General features: G+C 65.1%; 16 protein-coding genes. 15 read left to right on the top strand and 1 reads right to left on the bottom strand.

Translation table 11 applies throughout. The annotated features are described in order from the left end of the window. The 14 genes from NCR34_RS18590 to NCR34_RS18525 are packed head-to-tail and all read left to right on the top strand — an operon-like array spanning position 1 to position 13,629. A complete protein-coding gene (locus NCR34_RS18590; protein ID WP_250500902.1) occupies positions 1 to 252 on the top strand; it encodes an acyl carrier protein in 252 nt (83 codons plus the stop codon). Next, complete coding sequence (locus tag NCR34_RS18585; RefSeq protein ID WP_250500868.1) at positions 252 to 890, top strand: COG4648 family protein; 639 nt, start codon at positions 252 to 254, stop codon at positions 888 to 890. The genes NCR34_RS18590 and NCR34_RS18585 overlap by 1 nt, the downstream gene beginning before the upstream one ends. Beyond that, complete coding sequence (locus NCR34_RS18580; protein WP_250500867.1) at positions 887 to 2,578, top strand: ApeI family dehydratase; 1,692 nt, start codon at positions 887 to 889, stop codon at positions 2,576 to 2,578. Before NCR34_RS18585 ends, NCR34_RS18580 begins: the two co-directional genes overlap by 4 nt. Beyond that, positions 2,575 to 4,335, top strand: a complete 1,761-nt coding sequence (locus NCR34_RS18575; RefSeq protein ID WP_250500866.1) for a glycosyltransferase family 2 protein — start codon at positions 2,575 to 2,577, stop codon at positions 4,333 to 4,335. The genes NCR34_RS18580 and NCR34_RS18575 overlap by 4 nt, the downstream gene beginning before the upstream one ends. Continuing rightward, the gene (locus NCR34_RS18570; RefSeq protein WP_250500865.1) at positions 4,319 to 4,759 is read left to right on the top strand and encodes an acyl-CoA thioesterase; all 441 of its coding nucleotides are present in this window, start codon (positions 4,319 to 4,321) and stop codon (positions 4,757 to 4,759) included. Before NCR34_RS18575 ends, NCR34_RS18570 begins: the two co-directional genes overlap by 17 nt. Beyond that, a complete protein-coding gene (locus tag NCR34_RS18565; RefSeq protein ID WP_250500864.1) occupies positions 4,756 to 5,412 on the top strand; it encodes a LolA family protein in 657 nt (218 codons plus the stop codon). Before NCR34_RS18570 ends, NCR34_RS18565 begins: the two co-directional genes overlap by 4 nt. Next, on the top strand, positions 5,412 to 7,826 hold the full coding sequence (locus NCR34_RS18560; RefSeq protein ID WP_502800107.1) for an MMPL family transporter: 2,415 nt from the start codon (positions 5,412 to 5,414) through the stop codon (positions 7,824 to 7,826). The genes NCR34_RS18565 and NCR34_RS18560 overlap by 1 nt, the downstream gene beginning before the upstream one ends. Beyond that, positions 7,823 to 9,007: a beta-ketoacyl-[acyl-carrier-protein] synthase family protein gene (locus NCR34_RS18555; protein ID WP_250500862.1), complete on the top strand. Its 1,185-nt coding sequence runs from the start codon at positions 7,823 to 7,825 to the stop codon at positions 9,005 to 9,007. Before NCR34_RS18560 ends, NCR34_RS18555 begins: the two co-directional genes overlap by 4 nt. 2 nt (positions 9,008 to 9,009) lie before the next feature. Then, positions 9,010 to 9,501 (top strand): ApeP family dehydratase, encoded by a 492-nt coding sequence (locus NCR34_RS18550; RefSeq protein ID WP_250500861.1) that lies wholly within the window; start codon positions 9,010 to 9,012, stop codon positions 9,499 to 9,501. Continuing rightward, on the top strand, positions 9,498 to 10,223 hold the full coding sequence (locus tag NCR34_RS18545; RefSeq protein ID WP_250500860.1) for a 3-ketoacyl-ACP reductase FabG2: 726 nt from the start codon (positions 9,498 to 9,500) through the stop codon (positions 10,221 to 10,223). Before NCR34_RS18550 ends, NCR34_RS18545 begins: the two co-directional genes overlap by 4 nt. Beyond that, positions 10,223 to 11,449, top strand: coding sequence for a beta-ketoacyl-ACP synthase (locus NCR34_RS18540; protein WP_250500859.1), 1,227 nt, complete (start codon positions 10,223 to 10,225; stop codon positions 11,447 to 11,449). Before NCR34_RS18545 ends, NCR34_RS18540 begins: the two co-directional genes overlap by 1 nt. Further along, positions 11,446 to 12,693 (top strand): beta-ketoacyl synthase N-terminal-like domain-containing protein, encoded by a 1,248-nt coding sequence (locus NCR34_RS18535; protein ID WP_250500858.1) that lies wholly within the window; start codon positions 11,446 to 11,448, stop codon positions 12,691 to 12,693. Before NCR34_RS18540 ends, NCR34_RS18535 begins: the two co-directional genes overlap by 4 nt. A gap of 50 nt (positions 12,694 to 12,743) precedes the next feature. Then, positions 12,744 to 13,169, top strand: coding sequence for a hypothetical protein (locus tag NCR34_RS18530; protein WP_250500857.1), 426 nt, complete (start codon positions 12,744 to 12,746; stop codon positions 13,167 to 13,169). Positions 13,170 to 13,194: 25 nt separating this feature from the next. After that, on the top strand, positions 13,195 to 13,629 hold the full coding sequence (locus NCR34_RS18525; protein ID WP_250500856.1) for an excinuclease ABC subunit A: 435 nt from the start codon (positions 13,195 to 13,197) through the stop codon (positions 13,627 to 13,629). Positions 13,630 to 13,686: 57 nt separating this feature from the next. Here NCR34_RS18525 and NCR34_RS18520 read toward each other — a convergent pair whose 3' ends face one another. Further along, positions 13,687 to 14,430, bottom strand: coding sequence for a class I SAM-dependent methyltransferase (locus NCR34_RS18520; RefSeq protein WP_250500855.1), 744 nt, complete (start codon positions 14,428 to 14,430; stop codon positions 13,687 to 13,689). A gap of 127 nt (positions 14,431 to 14,557) precedes the next feature. On the opposite strand from NCR34_RS18520, the gene NCR34_RS18515 reads away from it, so the two are divergent. Then, positions 14,558 to 15,805, top strand: coding sequence for an NAD(P)/FAD-dependent oxidoreductase (locus tag NCR34_RS18515; protein WP_250500854.1), 1,248 nt, complete (start codon positions 14,558 to 14,560; stop codon positions 15,803 to 15,805). Positions 15,806 to 15,936 lie beyond the last annotated feature (131 nt).

The following is a 15,936-nucleotide window of genomic DNA, read 5'->3' as shown; positions in this document are numbered from 1 at the left end:
GTGACCGACACCGAAATCCTTGAGCGTATCCGCGCGATCTTCAAAGAGAACTTCGGCATCGCGCCCGAGCGCGTGACGCCGCCCGCGCATTTGTTCGAAGAACTCGACCTGGACAGCATCGATGCCGTCGATCTCGCGATCAAACTGCAGGAGATGACGGGCCGCCGCATCAAGCCCGAGGAGTTCAAGTCCGTGCGCACGGTGGGCGATGTGATCGCCGCTGTCGAGTCGCTTCTGGCAGCGCAGGACTGATGCAGCCGCAGACCGCCCGGACTGGCGACGACGCGCATCGCGGCACTATCGGCCTTGCGCTGAACGTCGCGTTCAAGCTCGCGTATCCCGCCGCTATTCTGTGCGGCTGGTTCTGGAACGCGCCGCGCTATCTCGGCTGCCTGCTGTTCGCGTTGGTCTGGCTGCAGCGCTGCGCGGGCACCGGCGTTCTGGGCGCCTCGCTGCGCACACTCACGCGCGTCGAATGGGCGGTCGGGTTCATGTTGAGCGCGGCATCGGCCGCGATCGTCTGGACCGACAGCGAGCAGTTGCTCCATATCTATCCGTCTCTCGTGAATCTCGGCTTGCTGATTGCATTCGCTTCGACGCTCGTGCGCGGTCCGTCGATGATCGAAAAATTCGCGCGCATCCGCACGCCCGATCTGAGCGAACCAGCCGTGCGTCACACGCGTCGCGTCACGCAGATCTGGTGCGTGTTTTTCGCGGCCAACGGCTTGTTCTCGCTCTACACGGCACTGTGCTGGTCGCGCGAGGCGTGGTCGCTCTACAACGGCGCGATCGCCTATGGCTTGATCGGCGTGCTGCTCGTGGCTGAGATCGCGTGGCGTTATCTCGTGATTCTTCCGCGCGCGCGGCGCTTGGAAGCGGAGGCGTCATGAATCCGCTGCACGAACTGTTCTCGGCGAGACGCGATGCACGAACGCCCGTCTCTCGCGACCACACGACCGACGCGGTCATCACGCATGCCGCGTTTCGCGCGCGGGTGGCGTCGCTCGCGCTGCAATTGCGCGAAGAGCCGGCGCGCCGTTATGCGCTCTTGATCGACGATCCGTTCGATTTCGCCTGCGCGCTGTTCGCGCTCTTCGCATGCGGCAAGACGCCGGTGATTCCCGCGAGTTCCGCTCCTGGCTATCTGGCAGATCTCGCCGACGCCTACGACGCCGTTCTGACCGATGCCGACATAGCCGCTGCAACGGTCGACACGCGCGGGCTCGAGACGCTTGCGCTGCGCGTGGATCCCCGTGCCCCGCTCACGCTCTACACGTCGGGCAGCAGCGGCGCGCCGAAGCCGATCAACAAGACCCTCGCCCAGTTCGACGCCGAAGTGCATACGCTCGAACGCGACTGGGGCGCGCTGATCGGCGATGCGACGATGCTTGCGAGCGTGCCGCATCGTCATATCTACGGTCTTCTGTTTCGCATCTTGTGGCCGCTCGCGGCGGGCCGCGCTTTCGACCGCGCGCTTTGCGTCGAGCCGCAGCACACCCAGACGCGTATCGCGCGATGCGGCGCGACGATCATGGTCTCGTCGCCGGCGCAACTCGCGCGTTGGACCGAGCTCGCCGGTTTCGCATCGCTCACGCCTGTGCCGCGTGCGTTCTTCTCGTCGGGCGGGCCGCTCGAAACGGACACCGCGCTCCAATACGCTGACGTGTTCGGCCACGCGCCTGTGGAGATCTACGGGAGCACGGAGACGGGCGGCATCGCATGGCGCAGGCAGAACGAAACGCCGGCGTGGCGTCCTGTCAGCGGCGTGGCAGTGCGGCGTGCCGATGACGGCGCGCTCGAAGTGCGCTCGCCGCATCTGGGCCACGATGGCTGGCATCGCACGGACGACGCTATCGCCCTGGACGCCAACGGCCACTTCACGCTGGAAGGCCGGCTCGATCGCGTCGTGAAGCTCGACGGCAAGCGCGTCTCGCTGCCCGAGCTCGAAGCGCGCCTCACGCTGCATGCCTATGTGGCCGCGGCGAGCGTGGTCCCGCTCGCGGGTGCGACGCGTGAACGCATCGGCGCGGTGATCGCGCTAACCGACGCAGGCCGCGCCGCGCTCGACGACATCGGTCGCGTGGCGCTCGCGAAGATCTTGCGCCGTCATCTCGCCGCCTATTTCGACGTCGTGCTGTTGCCGCGGTTCTGGCGCTTTCGCATCGCGTTGCCGTTCGATGCGCGCGGCAAGCTGCCGGTCAAGGCGGTCGCGGCGGCCTTCGGTCCGCGCGCGGAAGGCTTCGAGTTGCTCGCGGAATCGCGCGAGGGCGATACCTTGCGCTATGAACTCCGCGTGCCGCCTTCGCTCGATCATTTCGCCGGCCACTTTCCGGGCCTGCCGATTTTGCCCGGCGTCGTGCAGGTCGACTGGGCGATCCGGCTCGCGTCCGAACATATCGCGGCGGCGCGTGCAATGGAAAGCGTCGATCGCCTTAAGTTCATGGCGCCCGTGCCGCCCGGCGCGGTGCTCGAATTGCGGCTCGCGCACGATGCCACGCGGCGGCGCGTGCAGTTCGCTTATCGAATGAACGGACGCGAATGCGCGTCCGGCGCGATCGTGTATCGGGAGAACGCATGAGCGGTGCGAATATCGCGGCGTGCATCGTCATTCCGATCTACAACCACAAGGATGCGATCGGCGATACGGTCGCGCGCCTGAGCGTTCACGGCTTACCGATGTTCGTCGTCGACGACGGCAGCGACGACGCGACGCAAGCCGTGCTCGCCAAGCTCGCATGTCGGTATCGCAAGGAGATGACGCTCGTGCGTCTGCCGGTGAACGGCGGCAAGGGCGCTGCCGTGATGGCGGGCCTGCGCGCGGCGAAACGCGCGGGCTTCACGCACGCGTTGCAGATCGACGCCGACGGCCAGCACGACGCGAACGACGTGCCGCTCTTTCTCGACGCGGCGCGCGCCGAGCCGGGCGCGGTCATTCTGGGCCGCCCGGTCTATGACGAAAGCGTCCCGAAATCGCGCTTGTACGGCCGCTATCTGACGCATGTCTGGGTGTGGATCGAGACGCTGTCGTTCACCATCCGCGATTCGATGTGCGGCTTTCGCCTATATCCGCTCGATGCCGCGTGCGCGCTGATCGACAGCGTGCGGCTCGGCACGCGCATGGACTTCGACATCGAGATCCTCGTGCGTCTCTACTGGCGACGCCTTGCGTTCCGCTCGATTCCGACGCGCGTCGTCTATGCGACCGACGGCGTATCGCACTTCGACGTGCTGTGGGACAACGTGCGCATCAGCGCGAGCCATACGCGGCTCGCGTGCGGCATGGTGCTGCGCTCGCCGATGCTGCTCGCGCACAAGCTGATGCCGCGCATCACCACTGCGGACCACGCCGGGCCGGGCTGGTGGCGCGTCGCGGAGCGCGGCAGCCGCATCGGCATGTCCCTGCTCGCGCTCAGTTGCCGCGTGTTCGGCATGCGATTCACGGGGCTGTGGCTGCATCCTGTCGTCGGCTATTTTCTGCTGACGGGACGCGATGCGCGCGCCGCTTCGCACCGGTATTTCACGCGTCTCGCCGAAGCCGCGCCGGGCGAACGCACGCCGCGTCCCGGCTGGCGCTCTGCGTATCGCCAGATGCTCGCGTTCGCGCAGTCGGGGATCGACAAGCTCGCGGCGTGGTCGGGCCGGATAGCCGATCACGACGCCGTTTTCGACGACCCCGCGCCTTTCGAAGCGCTCATCGCGAGCGGGCGCGGCGCGCTCGTCCTTGGCGCGCATCTCGGCAACCTCGAAATGACGCGCGCGCTCGCCGCCCGCAACGGCCGCGCGAAGGTGACGGCCATCGTCTATACGGAGCACGCAAGGCGCTTCAACAGCGTGCTGTCGTCGGCGAATGTCGACTTCGCGAAGCATCTGATCCACGTGAGCGACTTCGGCCCTGATACCGCGATGATGATGCAGGCGCGCATCGACGCTGGCGAGCTGCTGGTGATCGTCGGCGACCGCGTGCCGGCGCATGAGTCCGGCCGCACGACCGAGGCGCATTTCCTCGGCGCGCCCGCGCCGTTCGCGCAAGGCCCGTATGTGCTCGCGCACGCGCTCGGGTGTCCCGTGTATCTCTTCTTTTGCCTGAAAGAGAAAGCGGGCCGGTATCGTATGTACTTCGAACGGTTTGCCGAGCGCATCGAGTTGCCGCGTCGCGAGCGCGCGCAACACATCGCGGCTTGGGCGCAGCGCTATGCGTCACGACTCGAACACTATTGCCGCAAGGCGCCGTACCAATGGTTCAATTTCTTCGATTTCTGGGCGCGTGCCGGCAAAGCCGCACCGATGCCCGGGTCCGGTTTCACCGAAAGCAGGCGTCATGGATCAACTGAATAACAAGAAGACGCTCACCGCGAGCGCGATGGTCGAAGTGCCGTTTCATGATGTCGACGCAATGCACGTGTGCTGGCACGGCCACTACCTGAAGTATTTTGAAGTCGGGCGTGCGGCGTTGCTGCGCGCATTCGGATACGACTACGGCGACATGCTGGCGTCGGGCTATGCCTGGCCTATTGTCGAGGCGCATCTGAAGTACGTGCGTCCGGCGCGATACGGGCAGCGCATCGAGGTGCGCACGGCACTGCTCGAATACGAGAACCGCCTGAAGATCGCGTATGAACTGGTGGATTGCGTGACGAGCGATCGGCTGACCAAGGGCTATACGATTCAGGTCGCCGTCGACGCGGCCACGCAGGAGCTGCAGTTCGTGTCGCCGCCCGTCGTGTTCGATAAGCTGGAGCGTGTATGGTCGCGTCGATGAAATTTCGCTGTGCGCGTGCCACGCTCATCGCGTTGCTGCTGACTGCGACCGCAGGCGCGCTTCACGCAGCCACGCCCGCGCAAAGCGCAAGCCAGAATGGGGCGCTCGTCTCGCAAGTGGCTTCGCGGCTCGGTCAGATCAAGGGCGTGCGCGCTCAATTCACGCAGACTCAGACGCTTTCGGCCATGAAGCAACCGCTCATGAGCACGGGCACGTTCGTGTTCTATCGGGAACGCGGCGTCATCTGGCGCGTGCTGACGCCTTACAAGGCCACGTTCGTCATCACGGACGCAGGCGTCGCCGAAGTCGATGCGAGCGGCAAGCGCATCGGCAGCAAGAGCGCCCGAGGCGTGCAAGGCGTCGCGCAAGTGTCGAAGATGATGCGCGCCATGCTCGGCGGCGACCTGTCCGCGCTGTATTCGCAATTCGATGTGGACGCGCAAGGCTCGCCGTCGCAGTGGACGCTCGATCTCAAGCCAAATCAGCCGCAACTCGCGCAGGCCGTCAAAGGGCTGCAAATGAAGGGCGGCGCGTTCCTGCAGAGTTTGAGGATCGAGCTGGCAAGCGGGGACGTCACGCAGATCGACTTCACGAACAACGAAACGCTCGACAGGCTGCCTGCCGCCGAGCGTGCCTTGCTGGGAGCGCAGTGATGCGGATGGAACGGCATCGCAGCGGCGTGACGCTTTTCGCCATACGAGCCGCGTGGTTCGTGCTTGCACTCGTTGCTGCGTTGTATTGCGTCTATCGCTTCCAAGGACCGTCGCCTCTGGAGACGAACCTGCTCGCGCTGCTGCCTGCCACGGAAGCCGATCCGGTCGCAGAGAAAGCGGTGGATCAACTCGCCAATGCGCTCGGCGATCGCACCGTGTTCCTCGTTTCGAGCCGCAATGCGGACCGTGCGAAGGCGGCGGCGAAGCGCTACGGCGCCGCGTTGCGGGAAAGCGGCGCATTCGCGTCCGTGACGGCGGAGCTCCCGCCGTTCGACGTCGCGCAGATCGCGGCGCTGTATGCGCCGTATCGATTCGGGCTTTTGACCCGCGATGACCGCGACACACTTGCTAACGTCACGAACGGTTCGCAGGCGCTCTCCGATGCCCTGATGCAGCGCATCTACAACCCGGTGCACGGACCGCTCGCGACGCAACTCGCCGACGATCCCTTCGGTTGGCTCGAACACTGGCTCTCCGACTTGCCGCTCGCCACCTCTGGCCTCGACCTCGAAGACAACCTGCTCGTCGCGCATCGCGGCGACATGACGAGCGTACTCGTCGTCACGACGCTGCGCGGCTCGGCCTATGAATCGCGCACGCAGCGCGAAGTGTTGTCGGCGGCGGCGCAGGCGCAGGCAGACATGAAGGCCGCATGGCCAGATGCAACGGTCGCGCGAGCCGGCGCCGTGTTCTACGCGCAGGCGGCGCGCAGCGCGTCGGAGCGCGAAGTGCATCTGATCGGCGTCGTGTCGGCGTGCGGCATCGCGCTTCTCATGCTGTGGGTTTTTCGCTCGCCGCGGCTCTTGCTGCTCGGCTTTTTGTCGACGGCGCTCGGCATTGTGTGCGCGCTCGCCTTCACCATGCTCGTGTTCGGCAAGCTCCATTTGCTGACGCTCGTGTTCGGCGCGAGCCTGATCGGCGAAGCCGTCGATTATTCGATCCAGTATTTCGTGGTTTATCTGGGCGCACAACGCGAATGGGATGCACGAAAGGGCGCGCGATCGGTGCGGCCCGCGCTCTCCGTGGCGCTCGCTACCAGTCTGCTCGGTTACGCGATACTCGCGTGGGTGCCGTTTCCCGCGCTCAAGCAGATCGCGTGTTTCGCGATGGCCGGCATCGGCGTCGCGTTCGCATCCGTGATGTCGCTGCTGCCCGCGCTGCTCGTGCGAGGACCGAAAGCCGCGCGGCGACGCCTCTTTGCGTCCTCCGCGACGTTGCTTGCACGGTGGCGCGGCGCGATCGGTGGCAAGCGTGCGTGGCTACTCGCGGCCGTTCTCGTGGCGATTGCCCTGCCTGGCTGGCTGCGTCTTACCAGCGACGATGACATCCATTTGCTGATACAACGCGATCCCGTGCTGGTCGCGCAGGAGAACGAAGTGCGCGCGGCAGTGGGCGTCGAAGACACCGCGCAGTTCTTCGTGGTGCGAGGCGTCTCCGAGCAAGCCGTGCTCGAACGCGCGGAAGCGCTAGGCGAAAGGCTCGATGCGCTGACCGGCGATCAATCAGTCGACGGCTGGCGCTCGGTCACGCAATTCGTGCCGTCTGCCCGGGCACAGGCGCAAGCGCGCGCGCTCATCGCGGAACATGTGTTCGCCGATCCGGCCGCGTTGCGCGCGACGCTTTCGCGCGCCGGCTTCCGCGATGACATTGCCGACGCGTGGATGGCTTCGTTCGGCCGTGCGGCCGCAGTGCCGCTGTCAGTCGAGCGCTGGCTCGCCGCGCCGTGGTCGCAGCCGTATCGGCATCTGTGGCTCGGCCCTTACGATGCGGCCGGTCAGCGCGGTTACGCTGCCATCGTGATGCCGCGCCGCGTGACGCCCAAGAACGAGCCCGCGCTGATCGAAGCCGCCCGCGCAATCGAGGGCGTCACGTTCGTCGACAAGGCGGCGAGCGTCTCGAAGCTCTTTGGCGCGTACCGCGTCGATAGCGGCATGTGGCTCGGCGGCGCGCTGGTGCTCGTGCTCGCGCTGTTAATGATGCGCTATGGTCCGCGCGGCGGCATTGCGACGACGCTGCCCGTGCTGCTCGCCGTCGGCGTGACGCTCGCGGCGTTCGGCTACACCCGCGTACCGTTCAATCTGTTCAACTGCCTCGCGCTGATGCTCGTGCTCGGTGTCGGCGCGAACTACGCCGTGTTCCTGCGCGAAGGATGCCTGCGCAGCGACGCCGATCTCGGCGCGGTCTGGGCGGGCGTGCTGCTCTCCGCAGCGACGACGCTGTTGTCGTTCGGCCTGCTCATCATGAGCGCGATGCCAGCGTTGAAGAGCTTCGGCGCGACGCTCGCGCTCGGCATTCTCGTCGCGGTGCTGCTCGCGCCGATGAGCATGCCGCCTGAAAGGAGAAACCACGCATGACGCTGCCATCCGTCTATCTGCATGCGCTCGGCATGGTCAATGCGCTCGGCGGCGACGTCGATTCGATCGCGTCCGCGATGACCTCGGCGCGATCACCGGGCATGGGACCGATGCGCACGCGCCGCGGCGATGCGTTCGTCGGCCGCGTGCTGACTTCGCTCGACGTTGCGCCTACCGGGCTCCTCGCGCGCTTCGACTGCCGCAACAACCGCCTGCTGCTCGCGGCGCTCGAACAAATCCGCGCCGAGATCGAGGCGGCGCGCGAGCGGTACGGCTCCGCGCGCATCGGCGTCGTGTTGGGGACGAGCACGTCGGGAATATCGGCGGCGGAAGAGGCGTTCCTGCATCGCGCAAATAAGGGCTGCCTGCCCGAGAGCTTCGACTACCGGCAGATGGAGATCGGTACGGCCGCGCCGTTCGCCGCCGCCGCGCTCGGCGTGCAAGGCCCGGCGTTCACTATTTCCACGGCATGCACGTCGAGTGCGAAGGCGTTTGCCGCGGCCCGGAGACTGTTGCAACTCGGCCTTTGCGATGCCGTGGTCGTCGGCGGTGTCGATACGTTGTGCGAGCTCACGCTACAAGGCTTCGAATCGCTCGAATCCACGAGTATCGAACGCACTAATCCGATGAGCCGCAATCGCAACGGCATCAACATCGGCGAAGGCGCGGCCGTGTTTCTGATGACACGCGACGAAGGCGCCGTGCGTCTGGCGGGCGTGGGGGAATCCAGCGATGCGCATCATGTGTCCGCGCCGGACCCGCGCGGCGTCGGCGGCGAACTCGCGTTGCGCGCGGCGCTCGCGGATGCAGGCGTCGCGCCCGCCGATATCGGCTACGTGAACCTGCACGCGACGGCCACGCGCAAGAACGACGAGATGGAAGCGCATTTGATGGCGCGCGTCTTTCCGCAAGGCGTGCCGACGAGCGGCACGAAGCCGATGACGGGGCATCTGCTCGGCGCGGCGGGCGCGACGGAACTCGGCTTCGCGTGGCTCACGCTCGCGTGCCCCGGTTTTCCGTTGCCACTGCATCGATGGGATGGCGAGGCGGACGCCGATCTGCCCACGCTCGATCTCGTGCAGGAAACGCGCTTCCTCTCGCGCGAAGCGGGCACTCGCCATGTCATGAGTAACTCTTTCGCGTTTGGCGGCAGCAATGTCAGCCTCATTCTCGCAGGTTGACGATGACCGGACACATCCGAATCGACGAACACGGCGGCCAGTTTCCGCCGATAGAAGCGATCATTCCTCATCGCGGCACGATGCTGCTGGTGGACGAAGTGATCGCGTGCAGCGACGCCGCGCTCACCGCGCTCGCCACCGTGCGCGCCGACGCCTGGTATGCGGACGAGCACGGCGCGATGCCCGCATGGATCGGCATCGAACTCATGGCGCAGGCGGTTGCCGCGCATGTCGCGCTCGTCGCGATGCGCGCGGGCGGCCGCGCGCGTCCCGGCGTGCTGCTCGGCACGCGTAGCTATCGGGCGTATGTCAGCGCCTTCTCGCGCGATGCGCGGCTCGCTATTCGCGCGGAAGAAGTGCTGCGCAGCGAAGAAGGCCACGGCGCGTACGAATGCACGATCGACCATGACGGCGAGCGTTGCGCAGAAGCCGTCATCAAGGTCTTTCAATCACACGATTTCCAGACATTCATCGAAGGGAGCCTCAGTTCATGAGCCGGCGAGTTCTCGTAACGGGCGCAAGCCGCGGCATTGGCCGGGCGATTGCGTATCAACTGGCGGCTGACGGGTTCGCCGTCACCGTGCATTGCCGCAGCGGACGCGCCGAAGCAGAAGCGGTGACCGCGGGCATCGTCGCGCAGGGTGGCACGGCGCGCGTCGTGCAGTTCGACGTGCGCGACCGCGCCGCGTGCCGTGAAGCGCTCGAAGCCGACGTCGCCGCGCACGGCGCGTATTACGGCATCGTATGCAGCGCCGGCGTGACGCGCGATGCGGCGTTTCCGGCGCTCAGCGACGAAGATTGGGACGTCGTGATCGAAACGGGCCTCGACGCTTTCTACAACGTGATCCATCCGCTCACCATGCCGATGGTGCGCGCGAAACAGGGCGGCCGCATCGTGACAATCGCGTCCGTATCCGGCGTGATGGGCAATCGCGGACAGGTGAACTACAGCGCGGCGAAAGCCGGTCTCATCGGCGCGACCAAGGCGCTCGCGGTCGAACTGGCATCGCGCAACATCACGGCGAACTGCGTCGCGCCGGGACTGATCGATACCGGCATGCTCGACGACGTTCCCGTCGAACACGCGCTGAAGACGGTGCCGATGAATCGCGTCGGGCAGCCGAACGAAGTGGCCGCTGTCGTCGGCTTCCTCATGTCGGATGCGGCTTCTTATGTGACGCGCCAGGTGATCGGCGTGAATGGCGGGATGATCTGATGAAGCGCGTCGTTGTTACGGGCATGGGCGGCGTCACCGCGCTCGGCAGTTCTTGGAATGAAATCGAAGCCGCGCTAAAGACAGGCCGCAATGCGGTGCGCCGCATGCCGGAGTGGGACTTCTTCGAAGGGCTGCATACGCGCCTCGCGTGTCCGCTGCCCGCGTTCGAGCAGCCTTCGGTTTGGCCGCGTAAAAAGACGCGGTCGATGGGCATTGTGTCGATGTACGCGGTGCGCGCGAGTGAACTCGCGCTGGCGGATGCGGGCCTCGACGGCGACGCGTCGATCAGCGACGGACGCATGGGCGTCGCATACGGCTCGTCCTCGGGATCGGTCGAGCCTATTCGCGCGTTCGGCACCATGCTGCGAACCGGCTCGATGACCGATGTCACGTCGAACAGCTACGTGCAGATGATGCCGCACACGACCGCCGTGAACGTCGGCCTCTTCTGGGATCTGAAAGGCCGCATTCTGCCGACATCGTCGGCGTGCGCGTCGGGCAGTCAGGCGATCGGCTTCGCGTATGAAGCCATCGCCACGGGCAAGCAGACGATGATGCTCGCCGGCGGCGCGGAAGAGCTTTCGGGTCCCGCCGTCGCCGTGTTCGACACGCTCTACGCGACGAGCACGCGCAACGACGAGCCGCATCTCACGCCGCGTCCGTTCGATGCGAAACGCGATGGACTGGTTGTCGGCGAGGGCGCGGCGACGCTGGTGCTCGAAGACTATGAGCACGCCGTGGCGCGCGGCGCGACGATTCATGCAGAGATCGTCGGCTTCGGCTGCAACTCGGATGGCGCGCACATGACGCAGCCGACCGCGAGCACGATGGCGCGCGCGATGCAGCTCGCGTTGCACGACGCGCGGCTCGATCCGCAGGCCATTGCTTACGTGAACGCGCATGGCACGTCCACCGATCGCGGCGACGTCGCGGAAAGTCATGCGACCGCGCAGACCTTCGGCGAGCGCATGCCGATCAGTTCGCTCAAGAGCTACGTCGGTCACGCGCTGGGCGCATGCGGCGCGCTGGAAGCGTGGTGGACCATCGAGATGATGAAGCGCAACTGGTACGCGCCGACACTCAATCTCACCGAAGTCGATCCCGCCTGCGCGCCGCTCGATTACATCGCGGGCGAGGCACGCACGATCGACGCCGAATACGTGATGAGCAACAACTTCGCGTTCGGCGGCATCAATACGTCGCTTATTTTCCGGCACGTTCGATGAACCGAGCGCGAGGCATGCAGCGCGTCGTCGTGACGGGCATGGGCATCGTATCGTGTCTGGGCAATGCGCTCGACACGGTCAGCGCTGCCTTGAGGGAAGGGCGTTCCGGCATCACGCGCATCGATGCTTGGCGCGAGCGAGGCTTTGGCTCGCAGGTGGCGGCGGTGGCGTCGGTGGCGAACGAGCCGCCCTTCGATCGCAAGCTCGAACGCTTCATGGGCGAGACGGCGCGGTTCGCGTGCCACGCCGCGCACAAAGCCATCGACGACGCGCGGCTCGATCACGCCGTGCTGCGTTCGCCGAACGTCGGCGCGGTGATCGGCTCGGGCGTCGGCGCGATGGCCGAGTACGACGCGGCGCTCAATATCGCGGTGACGCGCGGCATCGAAAGGACGCCGCCGTACACGGTCCCGAAGGCGATGAGCAGCACCGCATCCGCGAATGTCGCGCAGGCATTCGGGATCGAGGGCGTCGCGTATTCGCCTTCGTCGGCATGCACGACATCTGCGCTCGCCATCGGACAGGCCATGCAGTTGATCCAGACCGGACGTCAGCAGATCGTGCTCGCGGGCGGCAGCGAGGCGCTGCATGACAACATGACGCTGATGTTCGACGCGATGCACGCGTTGTCGCGCGGCTTCAACGAAACGCCTTCGCAAGCCTCGCGCCCTTACGACAGCGCGCGCGACGGCTTTGTAATCGGCTCCGGCGCCGGTGTGTTGGTGCTCGAAGCGCTCGATCACGCGCTCGCACGCGGCGCGCGCATCTACGCAGAACTGACAGGCTTCGGCGAGAGCACGGACGGCGCGGGCATGGTGTCGCCGCATTCGCACGGCATCGCGCGGGCGCTACGCATGGCGCTGGACCAAGCGGGCGCATCGCCCGATTACATCAACACGCACGCGCCTTCCACGCCGCTCGGCGACGCCGAAGAACTGCGCGCATTGCAGACTGTCTTCGGTGCGAACGTGCCGCCGTTCTCCTCGACGAAGGGACTGACGGGGCACCCTCTCGGCGCGAGCGGGGTGCATGAAGCGATCTACACGTTACTGATGATGCGCGACGGTTTCATCGCGGGGACGCGAACGGCGGGCTCATCTGAACCGCTCGCAGAAGGGTTGCCGCTCGTGCGCGAGACATGCGAGGCGCGCATCGAGCGCGCGATGTCGGTTTCCTTCGGTTTCGGCGGGAGTTCCGCAAGCCTCGTGTTCGAAAGAATCAAGCCGCTGCCCGTCGGCGCATAACGGGCGCCCATTCGTAACCACGCATAACCACAAAGAAGCGAAATCGCACCATGAAAAAAATAATCGTTCTGACGATGATGGCTGGCGTGCTCATCACGCAAGCAGGCTGTACGACGCAGGTCCGTTCGCTGCCGATGCCGCAAGCGGCGCAGACGCAAAGCGCGAAGGACGTCACGTTGTATTTCGGCGACCAGAAGCACGCGAACGTCAAGACGATGCTCGGCAAGAAGGAAGTCGCAGTGCGCGTGCCCCGCACGATGGACGGTCAGGATGCGACCTGCAACATCGCGCTCGGCAAGGCGCTCGATCAGTTGCGCGACTATGCGCGCGAGCAGCACGCGAATGCCGTGATCAACGTCAGGACGCGCTTCCAGCGCACCGAAACCACGTCAGCGACCGAGTACATCTGCGGCTCGAGCAATAACGGCTCGACGCTTGCCGTGCGCGGCGACGTCGTGAAGCTGGACGTCGAATAAGCGATCAATCACGAACTCGGAAAACATGATGCGTCTTTTCATTTGCGCGGCACTCGCCGCCATGCTGCTTTCTTCGCAAGCGTTCGCGCGCAATACGATCCGGATCTATCCCGTCGCACCCGCGCTGGTCAGCGAACCCGACAAGGTCGGCAAGGACATTCCGCTCTATTTCGCGGGGCAAGGGCATCCGGCGGTGGTGAAATCGCTCGGTGTGTTCGCGACCAACAAGAAGACCAACGCGTTCGGCAAAAGCGACGAGGACGCTTGCCAGCACGTTTTCCTTTCGGCTGTGATGGAGTTGCAGGAGCGCGCTCGCAAGGAAGGCGGCGACGCGGTCATCAATATCAAGAGCAACTACCAGAACGTGGAGCGCGAGAGCGCAACGGAGTTCACGTGCGGTGCGGGCGCCGTGGTTGCAGGCGTCGCGCTGAAGGGCGAAGTGGTCAAGCTGAAGAACTGAGGCAAAAGCGAGGAGCGGCGCGTGTCTCGATGTATGCGCCGCTCGCTCGTCACGCCGTCAATCAGAGGTCTTTCTTGCGACGACGTTGACAAGGGTTTCGCGCCGCTTGCCGGGCTTCGGCGTGTAGAGGCCGATGCGTTCCAACAGCCCAAAATCTTTCGCGCGGCTCCACCACAGATACGGCAGCGAAACGTTGTGCGGTTCGAAGCTAAAGCCTCCGTTGCGGATCATGTGGAGATAGCCGTCAGCGCTTTTCTGTACTTGCATCGGATGACGAAAGAGCAGCCGGATGACCCAGGACTTGATATAGGCATCGGTCGATTCGGCGAACATCAGCACGCCGCCTGGCTTGAGTACGCGACGGAATTCGGCGAGCGCGCGTTCTTGTTCGACGAGGTGATGAAACGTCTGGTGACAGAAGACGATATCGGCGCTCTCGTCCTGCAGCGGAAGATTGGCGCAATCGCCGTGAAGCAACTCGATTTGCGTCGCGGCGGTATCGGCGCGCTGCGCGCAGGCGTGCGCGGATTGGGCTGCAAGCGCCAGCGACGGTTCGTGAAAGTCGATGCCGACGATGCGCTGCGGCTTGAACGCTTGCGCAAGCAGGCGGAACGACAAGCCTTGGCCGCAGCCGACATCGACGATCACGGGCGCCTTGGGCAACGGAAAGTCGATGAGACGCTTGAGGTCGTTGATGGCGACGCGCAAAACGTGGTGCTCCCACGTGTGCGTGCGCAAAAACCAGACGCCGAAAGAAGTCTCGGGAACGAATGGCACATTCGATGATTCGGTCAACTGCACGATTGAATCCGGTAAAGAAGTGTTTGGTGTTATTGAAGGATGGTCCGCGCGTGATTGTAATCGGTGATGCGCGGGACATGTGTCGTGTTTGCAATACGTTGCCGCGTGCGACGAAAGGAAGTAGAAGATGCACAAAGAAAGTTCGATGAACGCTGTAGTCGATGTCGCCATCATCGGCGCGGGACCGTCGGGCGCGGTCGCTGCCGCGCTGCTGCGTAGAGCCGGGCGATCCGTGTTGGTGCTCGAGCGCCAGCATTTCCCGCGCTTCTCTATCGGCGAAAGTCTCTTGCCGCAAAGCATGGCGTATCTCGAGGAGGCGGGCATGCTGCGCGCGGTCGTCGAAGCGGGCTTTCAGTACAAGAACGGCGCGCAATTCGTGTATCGCGATCAGGCGGCGGCTTATGACTTCCGCGACAAACATTCCGGCGGATGGGGCACGACGTATCAGGTCGAACGAGCCGTGTTCGACGACCTGCTCATCCGCTGTGCGATGGAGCAGGGCGCCGACGTGCGCTTTGGTCACACGGTGCTCGCCATGAAGACGGGCGATGCGCCGGTGCTCGATGTCGTCGACGAAGCCGGTACGCAATATCAAGTGCACGCGCGCTTCGTGCTCGACGCAAGCGGCTTCGGACGCGTGCTGCCGCGGCTGCTCGACCTCGAAGCGCCGACGCGCCTTGCCACGCGCGCGGCTATCTTCACGCATGTGCGCGACGGCATTCCGGTCGAGGCGCACGATCGCAGCAAGATCACCGTGGCCGTGCACCCCGAGCATCGCGACGTGTGGTACTGGATGATCCCGCTCGCGAATGGGCGGTCGTCCGTGGGCTGCGTGGCCGAAGCGGCCTTCCTCGACGTCGATGAAGCCGAGCGCGAGCAGAAGCTGCGTTCGCTGATTCAAAGCGAACCGACGCTGAACCGCTTGATCGGCAATGCGCCTTTCCTGATGCCGGTGCGGCATATCGGCGGCTATTCCGCGAACGTCGAGACGCTGCACGGCGACGGGTATGCGCTACTCGGCAACGCGGGCGAGTTCCTCGATCCGGTGTTTTCGTCGGGCGTGACCATTGCTTTGCGTTCGGCGCATCTCGCCGTTCAGACCTTGGACCGTCAATTGAATGGCGAAGCTATCGACTGGCATGCGCAATACGACGTGCCATTACGCCGTGGCATCGACACGTTCCGCGCGTTCGTTGAGCGCTGGTATTCCGGCAAGCTGCAGGACATCATCTTTGCACCGAATCAGACGCCTGTGATTCGACGCATGGTCAGCGCGGTGCTGGCCGGGTATGCGTGGGACGAGACGAATCCGTATGTCGCGGATGCCGCTCGACGGTTGGATAGTCTGCATGCTGCGTGCATGCAGCTCGACTGACGGAAAGGGGAAGCGCCGGCTGCGGATTGGCCGGTTGCCTTCGCTTAACGCATGAGCGTCCGTCGCGTCGATCGACGCGGCTTCGATCAGCTGCGCGAGCGGAGAACAGGCAGTCGGCGCAAATGTTGTTG

The sequence above is a fragment of the Caballeronia sp. GAWG1-5s-s genome (assembly GCF_023631445.1).
In the GTDB taxonomy this organism is placed as follows: Bacteria; Pseudomonadota; Gammaproteobacteria; order Burkholderiales; family Burkholderiaceae; genus Caballeronia.
This window is presented reverse-complemented; position numbering and strand designations above follow the sequence as displayed.